The organism is Rhodococcus sp. NPDC058532 (genome assembly GCF_042719255.1).
Taxonomy (GTDB): domain Bacteria; phylum Actinomycetota; class Actinomycetes; order Mycobacteriales; family Mycobacteriaceae; genus Rhodococcus_G.
Genome location: NZ_JBHXNU010000004.1, coordinates 265,292 through 285,336 on the forward strand (window position 1 = coordinate 265,292; position 20,045 = coordinate 285,336).

Annotated in this window: 17 protein-coding genes and 2 tRNA genes; 9 read left to right on the plus strand and 10 right to left on the minus strand. The window is 69.8% G+C overall.

Annotated features, from left to right (window positions below; all coding sequences use genetic code 11):
* Positions 1-6: 6 nt before the first annotated feature.
* Positions 7-393 (minus strand): hypothetical protein, encoded by a 387-nt coding sequence (locus ACFWQG_RS07595; protein WP_378506980.1) that lies wholly within the window; start codon positions 391-393, stop codon positions 7-9.
* Positions 394-553: 160 nt separating this feature from the next.
* Between ACFWQG_RS07595 and ACFWQG_RS07600 the strand changes: the two genes are divergently transcribed.
* Positions 554-1,621 (plus strand): potassium channel family protein, encoded by a 1,068-nt coding sequence (locus ACFWQG_RS07600; RefSeq protein WP_378506981.1) that lies wholly within the window; start codon positions 554-556, stop codon positions 1,619-1,621.
* Between the two features lie 71 nt (positions 1,622-1,692).
* A complete protein-coding gene (gene nudC / locus ACFWQG_RS07605) occupies positions 1,693-2,574 on the plus strand; it encodes an NAD(+) diphosphatase (RefSeq protein WP_378507051.1) in 882 nt (293 codons plus the stop codon).
* A gap of 186 nt (positions 2,575-2,760) precedes the next feature.
* Here the strand turns inward: nudC and ACFWQG_RS07610 are convergent, their stop codons facing one another.
* The gene (locus ACFWQG_RS07610) at positions 2,761-3,018 is read right to left on the minus strand and encodes a mycoredoxin (RefSeq protein WP_378506982.1); all 258 of its coding nucleotides are present in this window, start codon (positions 3,016-3,018) and stop codon (positions 2,761-2,763) included.
* A gap of 132 nt (positions 3,019-3,150) precedes the next feature.
* Between ACFWQG_RS07610 and ACFWQG_RS07615 the strand changes: the two genes are divergently transcribed.
* Both ACFWQG_RS07615 and ACFWQG_RS07620 read left to right on the plus strand, forming a co-directional pair.
* Entirely contained in the window at positions 3,151-5,325 is a 2,175-nt protein-coding gene (locus ACFWQG_RS07615; protein ID WP_378506983.1) for an ATP-dependent DNA helicase UvrD2, read from the plus strand.
* Between the two features lie 527 nt (positions 5,326-5,852).
* A complete protein-coding gene (locus ACFWQG_RS07620) occupies positions 5,853-6,140 on the plus strand; it encodes a WhiB family transcriptional regulator (protein WP_378507052.1) in 288 nt (95 codons plus the stop codon).
* A gap of 58 nt (positions 6,141-6,198) precedes the next feature.
* On the opposite strand, the gene ACFWQG_RS07625 is transcribed toward ACFWQG_RS07620, so the two are convergent.
* The 3 genes from ACFWQG_RS07625 to ACFWQG_RS07635 are packed head-to-tail and all read right to left on the minus strand — an operon-like array spanning position 6,199 to position 8,882.
* A complete protein-coding gene (locus tag ACFWQG_RS07625) occupies positions 6,199-7,134 on the minus strand; it encodes an exodeoxyribonuclease III (protein WP_378506984.1) in 936 nt (311 codons plus the stop codon).
* Between the two features lie 31 nt (positions 7,135-7,165).
* Positions 7,166-7,672, minus strand: a complete 507-nt coding sequence (locus ACFWQG_RS07630; RefSeq protein ID WP_378506985.1) for a nitroreductase family deazaflavin-dependent oxidoreductase — start codon at positions 7,670-7,672, stop codon at positions 7,166-7,168.
* Between the two features lie 37 nt (positions 7,673-7,709).
* Positions 7,710-8,882, minus strand: a complete 1,173-nt coding sequence (locus tag ACFWQG_RS07635; protein ID WP_378506986.1) for an aromatic ring-hydroxylating dioxygenase subunit alpha — start codon at positions 8,880-8,882, stop codon at positions 7,710-7,712.
* Positions 8,883-9,059: 177 nt separating this feature from the next.
* On the opposite strand from ACFWQG_RS07635, the gene ACFWQG_RS07640 reads away from it, so the two are divergent.
* Positions 9,060-9,677, plus strand: a complete 618-nt coding sequence (locus ACFWQG_RS07640) for a TetR/AcrR family transcriptional regulator (protein ID WP_378506987.1) — start codon at positions 9,060-9,062, stop codon at positions 9,675-9,677.
* Positions 9,678-9,692: 15 nt separating this feature from the next.
* On the opposite strand, the gene ACFWQG_RS07645 is transcribed toward ACFWQG_RS07640, so the two are convergent.
* The 3 genes from ACFWQG_RS07645 to ACFWQG_RS07655 all read right to left on the minus strand — a co-directional run bounded on the left by ACFWQG_RS07645 (position 9,693) and on the right by ACFWQG_RS07655 (position 13,407).
* Positions 9,693-11,021: an ABC1 kinase family protein gene (locus tag ACFWQG_RS07645; RefSeq protein WP_378506988.1), complete on the minus strand. Its 1,329-nt coding sequence runs from the start codon at positions 11,019-11,021 to the stop codon at positions 9,693-9,695.
* A 14-nt stretch (positions 11,022-11,035) separates the two neighbouring features.
* On the minus strand, positions 11,036-11,893 hold the full coding sequence (locus tag ACFWQG_RS07650; protein ID WP_378506989.1) for a hypothetical protein: 858 nt from the start codon (positions 11,891-11,893) through the stop codon (positions 11,036-11,038).
* A 98-nt stretch (positions 11,894-11,991) separates the two neighbouring features.
* On the minus strand, positions 11,992-13,407 hold the full coding sequence (locus ACFWQG_RS07655; protein ID WP_378506990.1) for a zinc-dependent metalloprotease: 1,416 nt from the start codon (positions 13,405-13,407) through the stop codon (positions 11,992-11,994).
* A 109-nt stretch (positions 13,408-13,516) separates the two neighbouring features.
* On the opposite strand from ACFWQG_RS07655, the gene ACFWQG_RS07660 reads away from it, so the two are divergent.
* Positions 13,517-14,539, plus strand: coding sequence for a PDZ domain-containing protein (locus ACFWQG_RS07660; protein WP_378506991.1), 1,023 nt, complete (start codon positions 13,517-13,519; stop codon positions 14,537-14,539).
* Between the two features lie 174 nt (positions 14,540-14,713).
* Here ACFWQG_RS07660 and ACFWQG_RS07665 read toward each other — a convergent pair whose 3' ends face one another.
* Entirely contained in the window at positions 14,714-15,334 is a 621-nt protein-coding gene (locus tag ACFWQG_RS07665) for a PPA1309 family protein (RefSeq protein ID WP_378506992.1), read from the minus strand.
* Between the two features lie 135 nt (positions 15,335-15,469).
* Here ACFWQG_RS07665 and ACFWQG_RS07670 point away from each other — a divergent pair, with 135 nt between their 5' ends.
* Positions 15,470-18,442 (plus strand): UPF0182 family protein, encoded by a 2,973-nt coding sequence (locus tag ACFWQG_RS07670; RefSeq protein WP_378506993.1) that lies wholly within the window; start codon positions 15,470-15,472, stop codon positions 18,440-18,442.
* 81 nt (positions 18,443-18,523) lie between these two features.
* Here ACFWQG_RS07670 and ACFWQG_RS07675 read toward each other — a convergent pair whose 3' ends face one another.
* Positions 18,524-19,102 carry a transglycosylase family protein gene (locus ACFWQG_RS07675; protein WP_378506994.1) on the minus strand — a complete coding sequence of 193 codons (579 nt, stop codon included), beginning with the start codon at positions 19,100-19,102 and terminating at the stop codon, positions 18,524-18,526.
* Positions 19,103-19,607: 505 nt separating this feature from the next.
* Here ACFWQG_RS07675 and ACFWQG_RS07680 point away from each other — a divergent pair.
* A tRNA-Met gene (locus ACFWQG_RS07680) sits at positions 19,608-19,681 on the plus strand.
* A gap of 225 nt (positions 19,682-19,906) precedes the next feature.
* Positions 19,907-19,980, plus strand: a tRNA-Met gene (locus ACFWQG_RS07685).
* The last annotated feature ends 65 nt before the right edge of the window (positions 19,981-20,045 follow it).

Below are 20,045 nucleotides of genomic sequence, written 5' to 3' on the forward strand. Positions count from 1 at the left end.
GTCGGGCTACGTGACCGGTCGGCCCGACTGTCGGCGAACCTTCAACGCCGTGGCGACGAGCGGGAACTGCAGCGGAAGCCGCGCCAGGGCGAGCGCCTTCAGCGGCGCCGACACCGAGTCGCGGCGCATCCAGTCGACCGCCATGTTCACGTTGGCGGGGAAGACCGCGACGAAGAGTGCGGCGGCGAGGGTGCCGCCGAGGCGACGGGTGCGGGGGACCGCGAGTGCGGCACCGATCGCGAGTTCCGCCGCGCCCGACACCTGGGTGTACGTGCGTGCCCGCCCGGGAAGCGCGCGCGGAACGATCGAGTCGAACGCTGCCGGGGACACGAAGTGCAGGGTGCCCGAACCGATCAGCAGCGCCGAGAGGGTGGCGGCGGGGGAGGGGGTCATGCCATCAGGGTGCACGACCGCGGCGGGCCGCGCCAGGTGTGCCGCGGCGGGCCGCGCCAGGTGTGCCGCGGTTCTTCGGTGCGCGCCGTGTGGTCCCGCGCGCGCCGGGTGCGTCGTTGGCTAGGCTCCGTGCCGATGTCTGCGAACTGGAGTCCCGCACATGGCCGGTAAGTTGCGCCAACGGTTACGCGATCAGGAGAGCCTGATCGCGCAGCCGGACTACGCGCTCGTTGGCGTGTTGCGGATCCCGGAGGCGGTGCGCAGCCCGTTCCGGCTGATCTTCCGCCGGGTGATGATGGCGGTCACGGTCCTGTTTCTCGCGGTGATCGTCATCTATCTGGATCGGGACGGCTATCGGGACGCGCAGGAGAACGAGCTGTCGTTCCTGGATTGCCTGTACTACGCGACGGTGTCCCTGTCGACAACCGGGTACGGGGACATCACCCCGCTGAGCCCGAGTGCACGGTTGATCAACGTGCTGGTCATCACCCCGCTGCGGGTGCTCTTCCTGATCATCCTGATCAGCACCACCCTGGCGGCGTTGACCGAACGGTCCCGGCAGGCATACAAGATTCAGCGTTGGAGGAACACCATGCGCAATCACACCGTCGTCGTCGGCTACGGGACCAAGGGGCGGACCGCGGTCGACGCGATGCTCGGTGACGGGATCAAGCCGTCCGACATCGTGGTCGTCGACACCGATCAGACGGTGCTGGACTCGGCGGCCGGGCTCGGTTTGGTGACGGTGCTCGGGTCGGCAACCAAGTCGGATGTGCTGCGGTTGGCGGGCGTGCAGAACGCCGCGTCGGTGATCGTCGCGGCCAACCGGGACGATACCGCGGTGCTGGTGACGCTCACGGCCCGCGAGGTGGGTCCGAAGGCGAAGATCGTCGCCGCGATCCGGGAGACCGACAACGCGCACCTGCTGCGGCAGTCGGGTGCGGATTCGGTGGTGGTGTCGTCGGAAACGGCGGGACGCCTGCTCGGTATCGCGCGCACCACCCCGACCGTCGTGGAGATGATCGAGGACCTCCTCACCCCGGAGGCCGGCTTCGCGATCGCCGAACGCGAGGTCGAGCACGACGAGGTCGGTGGTTCGCCGCGGCACCTGTCCGACATTGTTCTTGCCGTGGTGCGCGACGGGCGACTGGTCCGGGTCGGTGCGCCGGAGGTCGACGCCGTCGAGGCGGACGACCGGCTGCTCTACATTCGCCGCGTCGGCAACTGACCGGCGGGCCCGGGTCTGGGCGGGGTGCCGCGGAGGCCGCGCCCTAGGGTGAGTACGTGGCTGATTTCGAGATGACCGAGGTCCCGTTGTTGTCGCGTTCGGCGCTCGATCGAGCGGAGGAACTGCGTTCCGATGTCGACGCGTTGCGGGCCGGGTGGGCGGACGCGTTGCTGCTGCGGATCACCCATCGCGGACAGGCTCGCGTCGACGGTGCGGACCTGGTGCTCGAACCGGCGGCGGCGCTCGGCGCGGAGCCGGTCCCCGGCGCGGTGTTCCTCGGACGTCGGGAGGGCAAGCACCTGTGGGCGGTGCGGGTCCCCGCGATGACCGGTCAGCTCGCCGACCTCCGGATGATCGGTCATCGGCTCGACGACGCGAGTGCCGGACTGCTGACCACCGCGGTCGCGATCCTGAACTGGCATGACGGCGCCGGATTCAGTGCGATCGATGGGTCCCCGACGGAACCGACGATGTCGGGGTGGTCCCGGCACAGCAGCAGCACCGGACACGAGGAGTTTCCCCGCACCGATCCAGCGGTGATCTGCCTGGTGCACGACGGCGCAGACCGAGTCCTGTTGGCGCGCAACGGAATGTGGCCGGATCGCCGGTTCTCGGTGCTCGCCGGGTTCGTTGAGGCCGGGGAGTCCCTTGAGGCGTGCGTCGCGCGGGAAATCGAGGAGGAGGTCGGCCTCGCGGTCCGGGACATCCACTACCTCGGAAGTCAACCGTGGCCGTTCCCCCGATCGGTGATGATCGGCTTCTCCGCCATCGCTGACCCGGAAGCCCCGCTGGCCTTCACCGACGGGGAGATCGCGGAGGCGCACTGGTTCTCGCGGGACGAGGTCCGTGACGCCCTCGCCCTCGGAGACTGGTCGTCGCCGGAGGAGGCGCGGTTGCTCGTTCCCGGCTCGGTGTCCATCGCCCGCGGGATGATCGAGGCGTGGGCAAAATAGCCGGCACCGCTGGCGTGGCCAAATAGCCGGCACCGCCGGCGTGGCCAAATAGCCAGCACCGCTGGCGTGGCCAAATAGCCGGCACCGCCGGCGTGGCCAACTCGCTGGCATCCGGTCTCTGTGAATGCCGATGGCCGCCTCCGATCGAGGCGGCCATCCGTTGTCGACGGTGGTGCGGGCGTCCGCTCAGACGCCGAGGATCTTCTTCACGTCGGCCAGGGTGGGGTTGGTGGCCGTCGTGCCGTCCGCGAACTTCACCGTCGGGACGACGTGGTTGCCGCCGTTGACGCTTCCCACGAACTCGGCGGAGGCGGGATCGTGCTCGATGTCGACCTCGACGTAGCTGATGCCGTTCTCGTCCAGCTGCTTCTTCAGGCGGCGGCAGTACCCGCACCAGGTGGTGGAGTACATGGTCAGGGCGGGGGCGGTCTCGGTTGCGGTCACGCGGCATATAACACCACGGTCGCGCCGGATTGTTCCGTGCGGCTCCGCCGCCGTGAGTGATCCTTACCCCAATGGGGGTGAAAATCGCGCACGGTTGCCGCAGGCGGATCGGGTCTGTCGGTTGGTCCTGCCATGATGGGTGGCATGTCTGCGAGCGTTCGGGAACCCGGTGGCACCGTCGAGGGTCTGGACCCGCAGCAGTCGGCGGCCGTGCTTGCACCGCGGGGACCGGTCTGCGTGCTCGCCGGTGCCGGGACGGGCAAGACCCGCACCATCACGCATCGGATCGCTCGACTCGTTGCGGACGGCCACGTCGCGGCCGGGCAGGTGCTGGCGGTGACGTTCACCGCCCGCGCGGCGGGCGAGATGCGGGAGCGGCTGCGGGGCCTCGGCATCGGGGACGGCGCGAGTCAGGTGCAGGCCCGCACCTTCCATGCGGCGGCGCTGCGGCAGCTGCGGTATTTCTGGCCGCAGGTGGTCGGCGACGCCCAGTGGGAACTGCTGGACCGGAAGTTTGCGGTTGTCGCGCAGGCCGCGAACCGTGCGGGACTGCCCACCACCACCGAGAGCGTGCGGGACCTGGCGGGGGAGATCGAATGGTCGAAGGCGTCGTTGGTGGCCCCGGAGGACTACCCGGCGGCCGCGGCCCGGACGCGCCGCGAACCGCCCGCCGACGCGGCGAAGGTCGCGCAGGTGTACGCGTCCTACGAGTCGCTCAAGCTGCGCGGCGAGACGATGTTGCTCGACTTCGACGACCTGCTGCTGCACACCGCCGCCGCGCTTGAGGATCATGCCGCCGTCGCGGAGGAGTTCCGGGACCGGTACCGCTGCTTCGTCGTCGACGAGTACCAGGACGTGACACCGCTGCAGCAGCGGGTCCTCGACGCGTGGCTCGGCGAGCGGGATGACCTCACCGTCGTCGGTGACGCGAATCAGACGATCTATTCGTTCACGGGTGCGTCGCCGCGGCACCTGCTCGACTTCTCCCGCCGCTTCCCGGAGGCGACCGTCGTCCGGCTCGAGCGCGACTACCGGTCCACCCCCGAGGTGGTGTCCCTCGCGAACCGGGTGATCGGCGCGGCCCGCGGCCGGATCGCGGGCACCCGCCTGCAACTGATCGGTCAGCGCCCGAGCGGACCGGACCCGACGTTCGTCGAGTTCGACGACGAACCGGCCGAGGCGGCGGCGGTCGCCGCGTCGATCAAGAAGCTGATCGAGTCGGGCGTGCCTGCGGCGGAGATCGCGGTGCTGTACCGGATCAACGCGCAGTCGGAGGTGCACGAGCAGGCGCTGACGGAACTGGGGATCCCGTTCCAGGTGCGCGGCGGGGAGGGCTTCTTCACCCGCCCGGAGGTGCGGCAGGCGGTGAACGCGCTGCGGCAGGCCGCGGCGCGGGAGGATCTGCCCGAGGGCGCGGACCGCGGCGACGTGCTGGTGACCCTCGTGCGTGCGGTGCTGGTGCCGATGGGCCTGACGGACACCGAGCCCGCGGGCGCGCAGGCCCGTGAGAAGTGGGCGTCGCTGACCGCCCTCGTCGCGCTGACCGAGGAACTGCTGGCCCACCAGCCGGACCTGGATCTGGCCGGGCTGCTCCGCGACCTGGCGGCGCGTGCCGAGGCCCGGCACCCTCCGACCGTGCAGGGGGTGACCTTGGCGTCACTGCACGCCGCGAAGGGGCTCGAGTGGGACGCGGTGTTCCTGGTCGGCCTCGCCGACGGAACCCTCCCGATCCAACACGCGCTGGGGGACAAGACCACGCCGCCGGACGAGGCGGCGGTGGAGGAGGAACGCCGGCTGCTGTACGTCGGCGTCACCCGGGCTCGCGAACACCTCCAGCTCTCGTGGGCGCTGGCGCGCGCCGAGGGCGGTCGCCGATCCCGACGGCGGTCCCGCTTCCTGCTCGGACTGATCCCCGACGACTCACCGGCGTCGCGGATCGCGGCGCCGGCAGCGCAGAAGAAGCGCCCCCGCTGCCGGGTGTGCGGCAAGCAGCTCCTCGGCACCGCGGCGACGATGCTCGGACGGTGCGAGACCTGCCCGTCGAACCTCGACGCGGCCCTGTTCGACTCGCTTAAGACGTGGCGGCTGGAGAAGGCGAAGGAGTTGAAGGTGCCCGCCTACGTGGTGTTCAGCGACACCACGTTGACCGCGATCGCCGAGCAGCAGCCCGTCGACGACCGCGCGCTCGTCACGATTCCGGGGATCGGCGCGAAGAAGCTCGAACGGTTTGGTGCGGACGTCCTTGCGGTGGTGCGGGGGGAGAACCCGCGGTCCGTCGCGCAGCAGTCCCTCATCGAAGGCATGTAACCGCAGGTCAAAAATGGGTTGTGTGGTTCCGTCGGGACCGCTTACCCTGGATTCCGACGTCGCGGGCTTCGGCCTGCCGTCACGGCCAGCCCCCGATGCCCGGCATCGGCGGGACCGCACGGACGACGTTGTCGTCTCGAAGAGCAAGGGAGGTGATCGGAACCATGATCGATCGGATCAGCAGCGTGCAGCACTGCGCGGTGGTCGCCCAGCGTCCCCTGCCGTCGGCATCAATCGGCGGCGCCGCTCACCTGCCCGCCGCCATGTGGGCGGAGGCGCCGAAGCGTGTCCTTCGCCGTCGCGCACATGCAGCAGCCCTGTCGTCCGTGCCCCGGATCGCTCTCCGAGCTCGCCCTCGGTAGCACTCTCCTCACCGGCCACGGACGCCCAGCGGACCGTGGCCTTTCGTGTTTTCGAGTATCTCCCTCCGGGGCGGACGCTCCAGGACAGGTCGCAGGCTCGCATCCCGAACCCATCGACCAGTCCGTAAGGAGCACGACGTGTCCACCGCGACAGTCCGCACCAACATCGAACCCACCACCGCCGGGCCGGTGCTGCGCGAATTGCCCAGCCGTGCAACCGAATTACCGTGCCGTGCCGCGAACCCCGACCTGTGGTTCGGGGAGACCCCCGCCGAATTGGAACAGGCCAAGTCCCTGTGCGCCGAATGCCCGATCCGGGCCCGATGCCTGAGCGCCGCCCTCGACCGCGCGGAACCCTGGGGGGTGTGGGGCGGGGAGATCCTCGACCACGGTGTGGTGATCGCCCGCAAACGGCCGCGCGGGCGGCCCCGGAAGATCGCCGTTTGCGCCTGACTCCGAGTGAACGGACCGTTCAGTCGATCAGATCGACTGAACGCTTCCGTTCACTCGGTCAGGGGGCGAGGGGCAGGCGGCTCCGGTCGTAGTCGACGACGACGGGGGCGTGATCGCTCATCCGCAGCTCCGCTGCCGCCTCGCGGTCGGTGCCTGCGGCCACCGCCGCCGCGGCGAGTCGCGGGGTCGCCAGGTGGTAGTCGATCCGCCATCCGGTGTCCCGGTCGAACGACTGCCCCAGCCACGACCACCACGAGTACGGTCCGTCGACGTCGGGGTGCAGGCCGCGCACGACGTCCACCAGGGTGCGCGGCGACAGGATCGACGAGAACCAGTCGCGTTCCTCGGGGAGGAACCCCTCGGACCGGCTGCTGGTCCGCCAGTTCCGCACGTCGCGCCGGGTGTGCGCGATGTTCAGATCGCCCAGCAGCAGCAGTTCCCGGCCGCGGGCCCCCGCGTCCCGGCGGGAGCGCGTCAGCTGCCGGGCGAACGCGTCGAGGAACCGCATCTTCCGGTCGTATCGGGCGCCCCCGTCGGGTTGCTCGCGCATGCGCCCCGGCTTCTGCAGGTGCGCGGGCAGGCCGCCCTTCGGGAGGTACAGGGACGCGACGGTGATCGGGGCGTCGGCGAGGTCCACCTCGATGTAGCGGCCCTGGTCGGCGAACTCGCGCAGACCCCTGGCGAGGGGGACCGGGTCGAGATCGACGGGGTCGGTGTGCACCTCACCCGGCGCCCGCACCAGCGCGGTGCCGCTCCATGTCCGGACCGCGGCGGGGGCACGCCTGGTCAGGATCGCGACGCCGTTCCGCCCGGCCAGCGTGCCCTCGTCGTAGGACAGGTGATATCCGCCGAACACGCCGGGCGGGATCGTCGCCGCCCGCGATCGCATCTCCTGCAACGCGAGCACGTCGGGCTCCCGCTCGTGCAGCCACTGCTCGAATCCGCGGCGCTGGGCGGCCCGAATACCGTTGATGTTGAACGTCGCAATCCGCACGATCGCCCAGTCTAGGCAGCAGCCCACGCGGTCATCCGGGGGAGCGGGGCCGAAGAACGACGACCGGGATCTCCCGTTCGGTCCACGACTGGTAGGTGTCGAAGTCGGCATAGGCGTCGACGAGCTGTGGCCACAGCCGGGCACGCTGCCCGGTGTCGGCCGTGGCCGCAATGACGTCGCGATGCTGCCTGCCGATCTGGACGCGTGCGTCCGGGTTCGCGCACAGGTTGCGGTACCACTGCGGATGCTTCGGCAGCCCGCCCTGCGACGCGACAACGACGACGTCCGGTCCGTCCTCGATGTACAGCAACGGTGTCGTGTACCGGGCGCCGGACGTGCGGCCCCGGTGCTCGAGCAGGAGGGTCGGAACCGGCTTGCGGAATCCGGCGCCGATACGCCATCGTCCCCCGATGCGCCCTCCTGTCCGGCGGTAGAGCCACACCTGGCACCGGCCGACGTGCTTGAAGATCCGGGGCAGGACGGGGGAGTCGAGTTGCCGGGGTCGTGGTGGGGTGGCGCGTGCGGACGATACGTTCACTGGTGCCTCCTCCTTCGTGGGTCGCGGGGCGTCGACCTCAACCAAGTGCCACGCCGAGTTCGGCGGCGAACGTCTTGATCATGTGTTGGACGCCGATCTCGTTGCGGCCGATGATCATGTGGTCGTGCTGGCCGCGCCGCACACCCTCCCCGCACTGCGGCAACATCGCGAAGTCCTCGTCGCGGACCGCGCCGTGCACCTGTGCGAAGACGGTGTCGTACAGGTCGCGTTGGTCGTCCGTGGTCGCGGGAATGCGGGCCATCCAGCTGTGGCGAAGAGTGCACCGCGTCGGGGCGCCTGCGGGGAGCATGTCGAGGATCTCGACGCCGACCGGGCTGTTCGCCAGGATGAGGTTGGGGTAGATCCAGTAGATCACGCCCATGTTCGCCGACGGGTCCCACGATCCCTGCGGGTTGGTGTCCAGGTCGGCGATCCAGTTGAACGGGAAGCCCATTCGGTGATGCCTGCCGAACGCGTCGTGAATCGAGGTGTTGGCCACGGTGTTCTGGCCGATCACGCTCTCGGAGTGGACGAAGGGAAAATGGTAGCTCTCCGCGAACGCCTCGAGGGCGCCCTTCCAGCTCACGTCCGACTCGAACTCGCGCTCGTCGTGGTAGCCGTAGGAGTGGTAGTCGAACCGCGCCAGTTCCGGGCCCATCGGGCCGAGATGTGTGTCCACGTCGATGGATTCGCCTGCGGTCAGCACCGCCCAGACGAATCCGTACTTCTCCTGGCTGGGGAGTTCCACCAGTCCGTACTCCGACCGCTCCATGCCGGTGAAGCCCTCCTTGCCGGGCACGCCGACCAGTTTCCCGGTGTTCTTGTAGGTCCAGGCGTGATAGGGGCAGGTGAACCGGGTCGCATTGCCGGAACCGCAGGCGGGCATGGCGCCGCGGTGTCGGCAGTAGTTGAGGAAGACGTGTGCGGTGCCGGATCCGTCCCGGGTGACGAGCAGGGAGTCGCCGAGAACGCTGCGGACGACGTAGTCGTCCGGTCCTCCGATCTGGGCGGTGGGGACGATCGCGAGGGGAGTGCGGCGCAGGATCTGCGCCTCCTCGACCTCGGTGAGCTTCGGGTCCCGGTAGTAGTGCAAGGGCACGCGCAGCGGTGTCTCCGCCATGTCGGTCGTGCCTGCCATGACATGCCGCAGCGCGCGCCGGGTGAGGTCGTCCGTCGGGTCGGACCGACGGGTATCGGGTGGTGTGGTCATCGTCTGGTGTCCCTTCCCGCGCCCGGGTGGGCCGCTGTGACCGAGACCATACAACGAAGCCAGTCTGTACGGTCTGTGTTTTCCGGGAATCCGAGTCGCGTTGCCGGGTCCGTGTCGGTGGGTCGCGCGCGGGTAGGGTTCGACCGACACTGGCTGGGCGGGACGGGAGACGGGCCGATGCGCACTCACGGTTGGTCGGGGGCAACACCGGCCGACGACGACGAGGCCGTTGCCCGAATCCTCGCGGCGGCCCGTCGCGCCCTGGACCGATCGGGTGGCGACGTCAGCATCACGGAGGTTGCGCGGGATCTCGGTGTCACGAGGCAGACCGTCTACCGGTACTTCCCGACCACGGAGGCGCTGCTCGGCGCGACCGTGATCGCTCAGGCCGGACCGTTTCTCGACCTGCTCGCCGCGCACCTTGGCGGTATCGGCGACCCCGCCGAAGCCGTCGTCGAGGGCATCGCCTACACCCTCGAGCAGATACCCGAGGAAACGTACCTGAACATGGTGCTCGCGCCCGGCCGGGCCAGCGCCTTCTCGGCCGGCGTCACCTCAGACGCCGCGCTCGCGTTCGGCCGGTCGATCCTCGAACGGTTCGCCGTCGACTGGACGCAGGCAGGACTGGCCGGCGCGCAGCTCGACGAGTTGGTCGAGCACATGCTCCGCATCGTGCAGTCGTTCGTCATCGACCCCGGCCGACCGCCTCGCAGCGGCGCCGATCTCCGGACATATCTGCGGAAATGGGTCGCGCCAGCGGTAGATCGAATGCGGTCCGAGGCCCGGGTGCCCTGATCGGAAATCGGGTCCCTACTCAGCTCGCCGCACGTCCTCGGTGAAGCCGGGCAGCCACCGCGTGAGGATCCCCATGTATGGGGCCTCCGCGTCGAGTTGCGCGCAGATCCCCACCGAGCCGAGCAGCACCCGGAAGATCATCGCGTACTCGGGCGGCAGGTTCAGTGCCCGTGCGGTCCGGAAATGTTCCGACGAAAAGTCGGTCGCGGTGCCCGCGGCGCGCTGCAGCCAGGCCCGGGTGAAGTGGAACGACTCGGTGTGGATCGGATCGGTGAACGGTCGCAGGTAGTTCGCGATCTCGGCCTCGGTGACGGTCCGGCCGGGGAGCACGAACCCGTTGGCGCGCAACAACTCCGTCAGCTCGTCGAATCGTTCCTCGAGCGCCAGCCGCACCATCCGCCCCAGCACCGGCGGCAGCCCGCCGGGCATCGCCGCGCAGGCGCCGTAGTCGAGGATGCCGAGTCGGCCGTCATCGCACAGCATGAAATTGCCCGGATGCGGATCGCCGTGCAGCAGCCCAACCCGGGCAGGCGACGCGAAGTGGAACTCGGCGAGCCGCGCGCCAGCCGTGTTGCGCTGCTCGAGGGTGCCGCTGCCGATGATCGCCGACAGCGGTGTCGCGTCCATCCACTCGGTGATCACGACCTTCGGCGAGCTGGCCACCACCTTCGGGATCGCGAACTGCGGGTCCGCGTCGAACTCGGCGGCGAACGCCCGCTGGTTGTTCGCCTCGATCCGGTAGTCCAGCTCGTCCTCGGTCCGGGCGCTCAGCTCGTCGAGCACCGGCTTGATGTCCGCCCCCGGCATCACCGCCGCGAACATTCCCGCCATCCGGGACAGCGTCTTCAGGTCGGCGCGCAGCGCCTCGTCGGCGCCCGGGTACTGGACCTTCACCGCGACGTCCCGGCCGTCTGACCACACCGCGCGATGCACCTGACCGATGCTTGCCGACGCGGTCGGGGCGTCGTCGAAGCTGGTGAACCGTTCCCGCCACCGGGTGCCCAGCTGGGTGTCGAGGACCCGGTGCACCTTCTTCGCGGGCAGTGGCGGCGCCTCGGCCTGCAGCTTCGTCAACGCGTCCCGATACGGTTCGGCGAATTCCTCGGGGACGGCCGCCTCCATCACGCTCAGCGCCTGACCGAGCTTCATTGCGCCGCCCTTGAGTTCGCCGAGCACGCTGAACAGCTGCTCCGCGGCCTGCTGGGTCAGTTTCGCGTCGATCTCCTCCCGGTCCCCACCGGCGAGTTTGCGGCCGAATCCGACGGCGGCGCGGCCCGCGATTCCCAACGGGATGCTCGCCAGTTTGGCGGTGCGGGCTGAGCTGCGGCGGGGAATGTCGGGCACCCACCAATCATGCCCTAGTCCGCCGCTCGGCAACCGCAGTCCGGGTGTGCTCGCCACCGTCGCCGGACCAACGTCGGCGACCGGAGGTCGAACTCGAGGGTGGTGTCCAGGCTGGCGGGCGGTCGGGCCGGATCGCCATCAACCAGGGTCGTCACCTCGCTGACGGCGAGGGCCACCGTCGCGAGCACCGTCGCCGGAGCTGCTGCCCCGACCCGCCCCAGCAGCTGCGCCGCCAGGTGCGGCCACTCGGGGTCGACGCCGGTGCGGTGCAGGTCGGCGCAGCGCAGGCAGCTGGTCCGTCCCGGCAGTACCAGCGGCCCGACGACGCCGCGCCCGTCCCGGAGACGGACCGGCAGGTGCGCCGTCCCCGCGGACATCAGCGCCGCGACGGTGCTCGGTTCCGTCACCAGTTCGTCGGTGAGCACCACGCAGTCGGCCCGCCCCGCAGGCAACTCGGGGCCCGCGCGGTCCGGGACCGACCGGCCCACCCTGATCCGGCCATCGGACAGGGCCGCGGCGATGCCGTCGGCCAGCGGTCCGCGGCCGTGCAGGTGCACCTCGCGCACCGTCGGTTCCCGGCGCTGCGGGAGCAGCGCGCCCACGCCGGTCAATTCGGTGAGGATCCGGCCGATGTCGGCGCTGTCGATACCGGCCCGGTTCGCCTGCCAGGCGATCTCGGTGTGGCTGCGGCTGCCGTCGAGCAGGCGCAGCAGGGACGCGACCGTCTCGGCCGTGACCCCGGTGGGGGGCCGCACCAGCAGCGCCGTCTCCGGGTTCCACCCGACCTGCAGCGTTCCGCTGGGGCGGATCAGGACCGGGGTCCACGGGTCGAGTCGGGGGCCGGTCAGCGGGCGGGTGGCAACGGGCGACATGCGGTCAGCGTGCCAGCACCCACCCCTTGCCTGCCGCCCAGTGGACGGGGTTATCCACAGGCCGGCGCGGCGCTGACCTGGGAATCCGGCTCCGCGCGCTAGGTGTTCGGGGAGTCGGGGGAATCGGTGTCGCCCCGCTCCTCACGCTCACGGGCCTGCAGCGCCTCAAGCTGCGCGATCGGATCGTCGAATGTGCTGGTGCCGCCGCCGACGACCCGGTCGACGAACCCGGCCGGGTTGTCCAGGTCACTCGAATCGGGAAGCAGGTCGGGGTGGGCCCACACCCCGTCCCGGCCGTCCGCGCCAGCGGCGTCACCGATCAGACGCCACAGCTGCGCGGCCTCACGGACCTTACGGGGACGCAATTCGAGCCCGACCAGGGTGGCGAAGGTCTGCTCCGCAGGGCCGCCGGTCGCGCGGCGGCGGCGCAGCGTCTCACTCAGCGCCGCGACGCCGGGCAGCCGGTCACCGAGCGCCTGCGCCACGACGACCTCCACCCAACCCTCGATCAGGGCGAGGAGCGTCTCCAATCGCTCAAGGGCCTGCTTCTGCTCCGGGGTCGTCTGCGGCTCGAAGCTGCCCTGCGCGAGCAGTTCCTCCAGCTTCGACGGGTCGGTCAGCGCGCTCGGGTCCAGGCCCTGCGCGGCCTCCTCGATCGCCGAGAAGTCCATCTTGATGCCCCGCGCATACTCCTCGACCGTCGCGAGCAGTCGCTGCCGCAGCCACGGCACGTGCACGAACAGTCGCTGATGCGCTGCCTCCCGCGCCGCGAGGAACACCAGAACCTCGCGGTCGGGCTGCTCAAGACCCTCACTGAACTTCTCCACCGCGGCAGGCATCAGGGCCGCGACACCGGTCGGGCCGAGCGGAAGCCCCACATCGGTCGACGTCAACACCTCGGAGGCCAACTGCCCGAGCGCCTGCCCGAGCTGCGAACCGAACGCCAGCCCGCCCATCTGACCGATCATGCCGAGCATCGGCCCGGCCATCTGCCGCGCCTCCTCCGGCAGCCCGGACACCCACATGCCCGACACCTGCTCCGCGACCGGATCGCACAGCCGCTTCCAGGTGTCGAGGGTGTTCTCGAGCCACTCGACCGGGGTCCACGCCACCGTCCGGGTCGCGCCAGCGGGCAGCGTCGTCGCACCGTCGAGCCAGACCTCGGCGAGGTGCGCGGCGTCGGTGACCGCGGACGCCGCGCCCGCCGTGACCGGGGTGACCGAACCGATCTGCTGCATCGCCAGCTTCTTCGCGACCTCGTAGTTCACCGGTCCGGACTGGCCGCCGGTGCCCATCGCGCTGCCCATCCCACTGAGCATTTGCCCGAACTGGGTCAGCATCTGCCCGAGCGCGGCCGGATCGAACCCGCCCGCCGCGTTGGCACCGTCCGGGTTGAATCCCCCGGTGTTGAAGCCGAACGGCATCCCGCCGGGCCCGGTCGGACCGCCACCGGAATTCTTGTCGCGGTCGGGGTCGTCGTCGGAGTTGGAGAAGCCAAACGGCGGATTGCTCATACGTCAACGGTACAAGGCATCGATGGCGGGGGGTGCCGCGGAAATCACGCCGAGCGCGAACACGCCCTGATGGCGGTCACACCGGTCGTCGACCTCTACGCTGGGCCGGGTGAATCGACGGATGCTGACCCTGGTCGCGGCGCTGGTGCCGGTCGCGGCGCTACTCGGGCTCGGGACGGTCGTTCAGGTGCCGTTCGTCGCGCTGGGGCCGGGTCCGACCTTCAACACCCTCGGCGAGGTCGAGGGCAAGCCGGTGATCGACATCGAGGGCACCGAGCTGGACCCGACCTCCGGCAACCTGAACATGACCACCGTGTCGGTCCGCGACGGACTGACCATTTTCGACGCGTTCGGGTTCTGGCTCAGCGGCAGGCACGGCCTCGTGCCCCGCGAGGAGGTGTACCCGGCCGACCGCAGTCGCGACGAGGTGCAGCAGGAGAACGCCGCCGACTTCGCGCAGTCCGAGGAGTCCGCGGAACTCGCCGCGCTGCACTTCCTTGACCTGCCGGTGGCATTGGAAATCTCGGATGTCGCGGACGACGGACCGTCCCACGATCTGCTCCGGGTCGGCGACCGCATCGTGAGTGTCGACGGGGTGCCGGTGCAGACGGTCGGGGACGTCCAGCGTGCCGTCGCCGACCTCGCCCCGGGCACCGTCGCGCCGATCGTCGTCGACCGCGACGGTGGGCCGGTGACGGTGCCGGTCACGCTCGGTGCCCGGCCCGGGCATACCGAGGTGGGCTACCTGGGCGTCACCCCCACCGAGATCCCCGAGGTGCCGTTCACCGTCGACTTCAACCTCGCCGAGGTCGGTGGTCCGTCGGCAGGCCTGATGTTCACCCTCGCGGTGATCGACAAGCTGTCCCCTGGCGAACTCAACGGCGGTGGTTTCGTCGCCGGAACCGGGACCATCGACTCGGACGGCGACGTCGGGCCGATCGGCGGTATCCAGTACAAGCTGATCGCGGCGCGGGAGGCCGGGGCGACGACGTTCCTGGTGCCGTCGAAGAACTGTGACGAGGCCGCCCAGCGGACACCGGACGGGCTGCGGCTGGTGCGGGTCGACGACCTCACCGGCGCGGTCGACGCGCTGGACTCGCTGAACGCGGGCGGCGACGCGCCCTCCTGCTGACCCGCCCACCCCAGCTCGCCTCGCCTCGCACACCCGCCCTCTGACCGAATGTGGGATTTGGTCACTTGATGTGACCGAATCCCACATTCGGTCAGGCGGGGCAGGCGGGTCAGGCGGGGCAGGCGGGGCAGGCGGGTCAGGCGGGGCGGTGCGGTGCGGGGGCGGGTGTGCGGGTCACCAGTCGTCGTCGGTGGCCTCGAACGTTGCGTGCAGGGCGTGCACCAGGCCGGGGGCCAGGTTTTCCCCGGTCCGCAGCTCCGGCTCGGCGAACGGGTCGTCGTCCTCGTCCGGCGCCAGCGCGAGGGCGCACTCGGACCGTCCGTCACGGAGGACGGCGGCGAACAGTCGGGCCGCACGGCGCTCGGGATGGGCACCGGCCGACGCCCGGATGACGTCGTCGGCCGGGTTGTCGCCGGCGAGCGCGGCGGACACGGCGGAGTTCAGCTCCTCGGATGCGGCCGGGGGGAGCACCAGAATCTCCTGGACGAGCAGGCACCCGGCCACCCCCTCGGACCAACTGGTGGTGCCGAGGTACTCCTCGATGGCGGTGCCGGTGCCGTGCAGGTCGTCGGGGAGGGGGTGCTGCTCGATCGGGGTGAGTTCGGAGCCAGCCTCGAGTTGGTCGATCAGGTGGGGTTCGGCGACCGCGATCGCGGCGGTCGGGACGAGCGCGAACATTCGGGGCGGTTGCCCCCACCCGTCGGGATCCACGTGACCGGCGACCTCCTGCACGCACCGGGGCAGCGCGTCGGCGGAGATCCGGGCAGGATGGGGGGTGCCGTCGAAGTCGTTCACCCCGCCATCCTCGCACCAGCAGGAGGGACCCGGACAACCCGGACGACGCCGGTCGGCCTCGGCGCTCCCACGTAGAGTGGGACAAAACACCCTGCGGCTCGCCCGGCGCGCCGCCCGACCCCCGGAGTGTGACACGTGGGCATGCGGCCCCCCACCGGATTACCTTCGCTGTCAAGACGAAGCCGAGTCCTGTTGGTACTGGCGCTCGTTGCGGCGGTGCTGCTGCTGATCGGGCCGCGGCTGATCGAGACCTACACGAGCTGGCTCTGGTTCGGTGAGGTCGGGTTCCGCGGCGTCTTCACGACGGTGCTGGTCACCCGGATCCTGCTGTTCCTCGCCGTCGCGTTGCTCGTCGGCGGCGCGGTGTTCGGGGCGCTGCTGCTCGCGTACCGATCGCGCCCGGTGTTCGTGCCTGCGGCGGGCCCCAACGATCCGATTGCCCGCTACCGGACGACGGTGATGAGCAGGCTCCGCCTGTTCGGGGTGGTGGTGCCGATCGTGATCGGCGTGCTGGCCGGGTTGGTCGCGCAGTCCAGTTGGGTTGCCGTGCAGATGTTCCTGCACGGTGGCGACTTCGGACAGCACGATCCGCAGTTCAACCTCGACGTCGGCTTCTACGCGTTCGACCTGCCGTTCTACCGGCTGGTGCTGAACTGGCTGTTCGTCGCCGTGCTGATCGCGTTCTTCGCGAACCTGGTGACCCACTACGTCTTCGGCGGCCTGCGGTTGTCCGGTCACGAGGGCGCGCTGACGAAGGCCGCGCGCATCCAGTTGGCCGTGTTGGCAGGGACGTTCGTCCTCCTCAAGGCGGTCGCGTACTGGCTGGACCGGTACTCGTTGCTGTCGAGCAGCCGCAAGGAACCCACGTTCACCGGCGCCGGATTCACGGACACCAACGCGGTGCTGCCCGCGAAGCTGATCCTGCTCGCGATCGCGGTGATCTGCGCGCTCGCGTTCTTCGCGGTGATCTTCATGCGGGACATGCGTATTCCTGCGCTGGCGACCGCGCTGCTGGTGTTGTCCTCGATCCTGGTTGGTGCGGTGTACCCGCTGCTGATTGAGCAATTCTCGGTGAAGCCGAACGCCGCGCAGAAGGAAAGCCCGTACATCGAGCGCAACATCCAGGCCACCCGGCAGGCGTACGGCATCTCCGACGACAAGGTCACCTATCAGCCGTACAGCGGTGACGCGACGCAGGCGCCGCGGGATGTGCCGGCCGACGTCACCACGATTGCGAACGCCAGACTGCTCGACCCCAACGTGCTGTCCCCGACGTTCACCCAGCAGCAGCAGCGGCAGAACTTCTACGGCTTCCCGCCGACGCTCGACATCGACCGGTACGAGCTCGCCGGGGAGAAGCGGGACTACATCGTCGCGGCGCGAGAGCTGTCCCCGAACAACCTGCAGGGCAACCAGACGGACTGGATCAACAAGCACACCGTCTACACCCACGGCGACGGGCTGGTCGCTGCGCCCGCGAACCGGGTGACCGCGCCGGTGCTCGACCCCACCCAGGACACCTCGAATAACGCCGGCTACCCGATCTACACGGTCAGCGACATCGCCTCGCAGCAGGACGGCACCCAGGTCATCAAGGTCGACCAGCCGCGCATCTACTTCGGCGAGGTGATCGCGGAGGGCGACGCCGATTACGCGATCGTCGGCAACGGCGACCCGAACCAGCCGCGCGAGTACGACACCACCAACTCGAAGTACACCTACACCGGTGCGGGTGGCGTTCCGATCGGCAACTGGTTCAACCGGTTGGCGTTCGCGGCGAAGTACGCCGAACGGAACATCCTGTTCTCCGGCGTGATCGACTCCAACTCGAAGATCATCTTCAACCGGGATCCGAAGTCCCGCGTCGAGAACGTCGCGCCGTGGCTGACCACCGACGGTGACGCGTATCCGGCGGCGGTCGACGGCCGGATCGTGTGGATCGTCGACGGTTACACCACGCTGGACAACTACCCGTACGCGCAGCGCAGCTCGCTCGACGGGCTGGTGGAGGACAGCATCGACCAGACCACCGGTCGACCGCTCCCGCGCAAGGAGGTCTCCTACATCCGGAACTCCGTCAAGGCGACCGTCGACGCGTACGACGGCACCGTGACGCTGTACCAGGTCGACGAGCAGGATCCGGTGCTTAAGGCGTGGATGGGGGTGTTCCCCGGGACGGTTCAGCCGCCGTCCGCGGTCAGTGACGAACTGCGCTCGCACTTCCGGTACCCCGAGGACCTGTTCAAGGTGCAGCGGGAGATGCTCGCGAAGTACCACGTCGACGACCCGAACGAGTTCTTCACCAACAACGCCTTCTGGTCGGTGCCGAACGAGCCGACCGTCGAGGGCTCGACCCTGAACGAGCCGCCGTACTACGTCCTCGTCGGTGACGAGGAGACCGGCGAGCCGGTGTTCCGGTTGACCAGTCCGATGGTGGGATTCCGTCGCGAGTTCCTGTCGGCGTACATCACCGCGGACTCCGATCCGAAGAACTACGGCAAGCTCACCGTGCTCCAGCTGCCGGTGAACAAGCAGACGCAGGGTCCGGCGCAGGCGCAGAACTCGATGATCTCGGACTCCCGAGTCGCATCGGAGAAGGCGCTGCTCGAGCGTGCCAACAAGATTCAGTTCGGTAACCAGCTGACCCTGCCGATCGCCGACGGCGGCATCCTCTACGTGGAGCCGATGTTCACCGAGCGGAGCGGGTCGAACGCCGCGAGCTTCCCGCAGTTGACCAGGGTCCTGGTCAGTTTCCAGGAACCGGGGCCGACGGGTCGCGTGCGGGTCGGGTACGCCGCGACGCTCGCCGAGGCGCTGAATCAGGTGTTCGAGGGCGGAACCGGTGGTGCCGCAACGGCTCCCGGTGGGACCGTGACCGAGCAGCAGTCCGCCGGCACCTCGCCTGCGCCCGCGACACCGCAGCCGGAGGCGGCGCAGCCCGCGCCTCCGCAGCCGGGCGGAACCGACCGGGATGCCGTTGTCTCCGAGTTGGATTCGGCGCTCTCGCAGGTGCGGTCGGCGCAGCAGAGCGGCGACTTCGGTGCCTACGGCGCGGCGCTGGACCGGCTGCAGAAGGCCGTCACCGACTACCAGAACCTGCCCGAGTAGCAGGCGGGCGCGGAGACGACGAAGGGCGCCCCGCCGATCCGATCGGATCGGCGGGGCGCCCTTCGTCGTGTGGCCGTTGCGTCAGCGGGTGAGCCCGGCGAGGTAGATGCTGTTGGCGGCGATCAGGTCGCGCACCTGGTTGCCGTAGCCGTACCGGTCGGCCGCCGCGACGGCCGCGTCGGAGGCCTGCTGCACCTGGTCGGCGGTCGGGGCGGGGAAGTTCTCGGGCAGGGCGGGCAGGGTTCCGACGGCCGGAGCGGCGGGAACCTCGGGCGCCGGTGCCGGTGCGGGGGCGGGTTCCGGTGCGGGGGCGGGCTCGGGAGCGGCGGCGGTCAGGTACTGGCCGCAGTGCGGCCATGCGCCGACACCCTGGGTGGCGAGCACGTTCTCCGCGACCCGGATCTGCTCGGCCTTCGACGCGTTGTGCGGCGAGCCGGACCCGCCGTTCGCGGCCCAGGTGCTCTGCGAGAACTGCAGCCCGCCGTAGTAGCCGTTGCCGGTGTTGGTCGACCAGTTGCCGCCGCTCTCGCACTGCGCGACGCCGTCCCAGTCGTAGGCGGCGGCGGAGGCCGTGGTGGTGCCCAGAGCCATCGGGAGCGCGGCGAGGGCTGCGGTCGCGGCGACGGCGCCCAGAGTGCGGGCGGGGGTGAAGCGAGTCATGCGGGTGAATCCTCTCCGCGCGTGCCGACGGGGCCGCGCCAGTGCGCTGGAAATCGAACGGCCGAGGCGGACAGACTGCTGTTCGTCGCCTGGCGTCGCGATTGGCTCGCCGTCCCTGCCCCTCGAAGGTTTCGGGGTTCCGATCCCGCGGGGCAGATGTCGAGCAGCGGCGGGTCGGCTGGGCCCGGTCGTTTCGGGCCGACGGCGACGCTAGCCAACAATTCGCTGTGGGGCATCCCCGTCGAACTTCGGGCTGCCGCAAGGCAAGTCAACCGAGTAGCGGTGATTTCGCCTGGTCATCACGGCGGGTTGCGATTCCGTGCCCGCACCGTTTCCGCGTCGTGATGTGGTGGGGATCACCCGGTTCTCGTGAAGTGCGCCACAGGGTTTCGGGTCTCGACCGGGCCGCGCGGCGCCCGGGTTGCCGGGCTGGCGGGCGATTCGGGTGACGGCGTCCAGGCGATTTGTGTTCCGTTCATGCGACCGTGTAACTTCGTTTCTGCAGCGCGGGGTGGAGCAGCTCGGTAGCTCGCTGGGCTCATAACCCAGAGGTCGCAGGTTCAAATCCTGTCCCCGCTACGAAAGACGAAGGCCCGGTCCAGTAGGACCGGGCCTTCGTCGTTGTTGGCGCATGGCCCGGGTGCATGCGAGACCTCCTGTGCACACGGGTTCTGCGGGGTGTGCGGGGGTGTTGGGCGTCGATCCTCGGTGTTGGTGCGGGGAAAGGTCTGTGCGCAGGGGTTTTGCCGGCGACGATGGGGCGATTTGGAGCCGGTCGGAACTCGTGTACAGTGGTCAATGCAGCGCGGGGTGGAGCAGCTCGGTAGCTCGCTGGGCTCATAACCCAGAGGTCGCAGGTTCAAATCCTGTCCCCGCTACGAGGATGAAGGCCCGGTCTCACTACGAGACCGGGCCTTCGTCGTATCCGCTGTCGGTTGGTCGC

Bases quoted from the DNA above. Each gene is read 5' to 3' on its own strand.
- ACFWQG_RS07595 (WP_378506980.1), bottom strand. From the start codon at position 393: ATGACCCCCTCCCCCGCCGCCACCCTCTCGGCGCTGCTGATCGGTTCG.
- ACFWQG_RS07600 (WP_378506981.1), top strand. From the start codon at position 554: ATGGCCGGTAAGTTGCGCCAACGGTTACGCGATCAGGAGAGCCTGATC.
- nudC (WP_378507051.1), top strand. From the start codon at position 1,693: ATGACCGAGGTCCCGTTGTTGTCGCGTTCGGCGCTCGATCGAGCGGAG.
- ACFWQG_RS07615 (WP_378506983.1), top strand. From the start codon at position 3,151: ATGATGGGTGGCATGTCTGCGAGCGTTCGGGAACCCGGTGGCACCGTC.
- ACFWQG_RS07635 (WP_378506986.1), bottom strand. From the start codon at position 8,882: ATGACCACACCACCCGATACCCGTCGGTCCGACCCGACGGACGACCTC.
- ACFWQG_RS07640 (WP_378506987.1), top strand. From the start codon at position 9,060: ATGCGCACTCACGGTTGGTCGGGGGCAACACCGGCCGACGACGACGAG.
- ACFWQG_RS07650 (WP_378506989.1), bottom strand. From the start codon at position 11,893: ATGTCGCCCGTTGCCACCCGCCCGCTGACCGGCCCCCGACTCGACCCG.
- ACFWQG_RS07655 (WP_378506990.1), bottom strand. From the start codon at position 13,407: ATGAGCAATCCGCCGTTTGGCTTCTCCAACTCCGACGACGACCCCGAC.
- ACFWQG_RS07675 (WP_378506994.1), bottom strand. From the start codon at position 19,102: ATGACTCGCTTCACCCCCGCCCGCACTCTGGGCGCCGTCGCCGCGACC.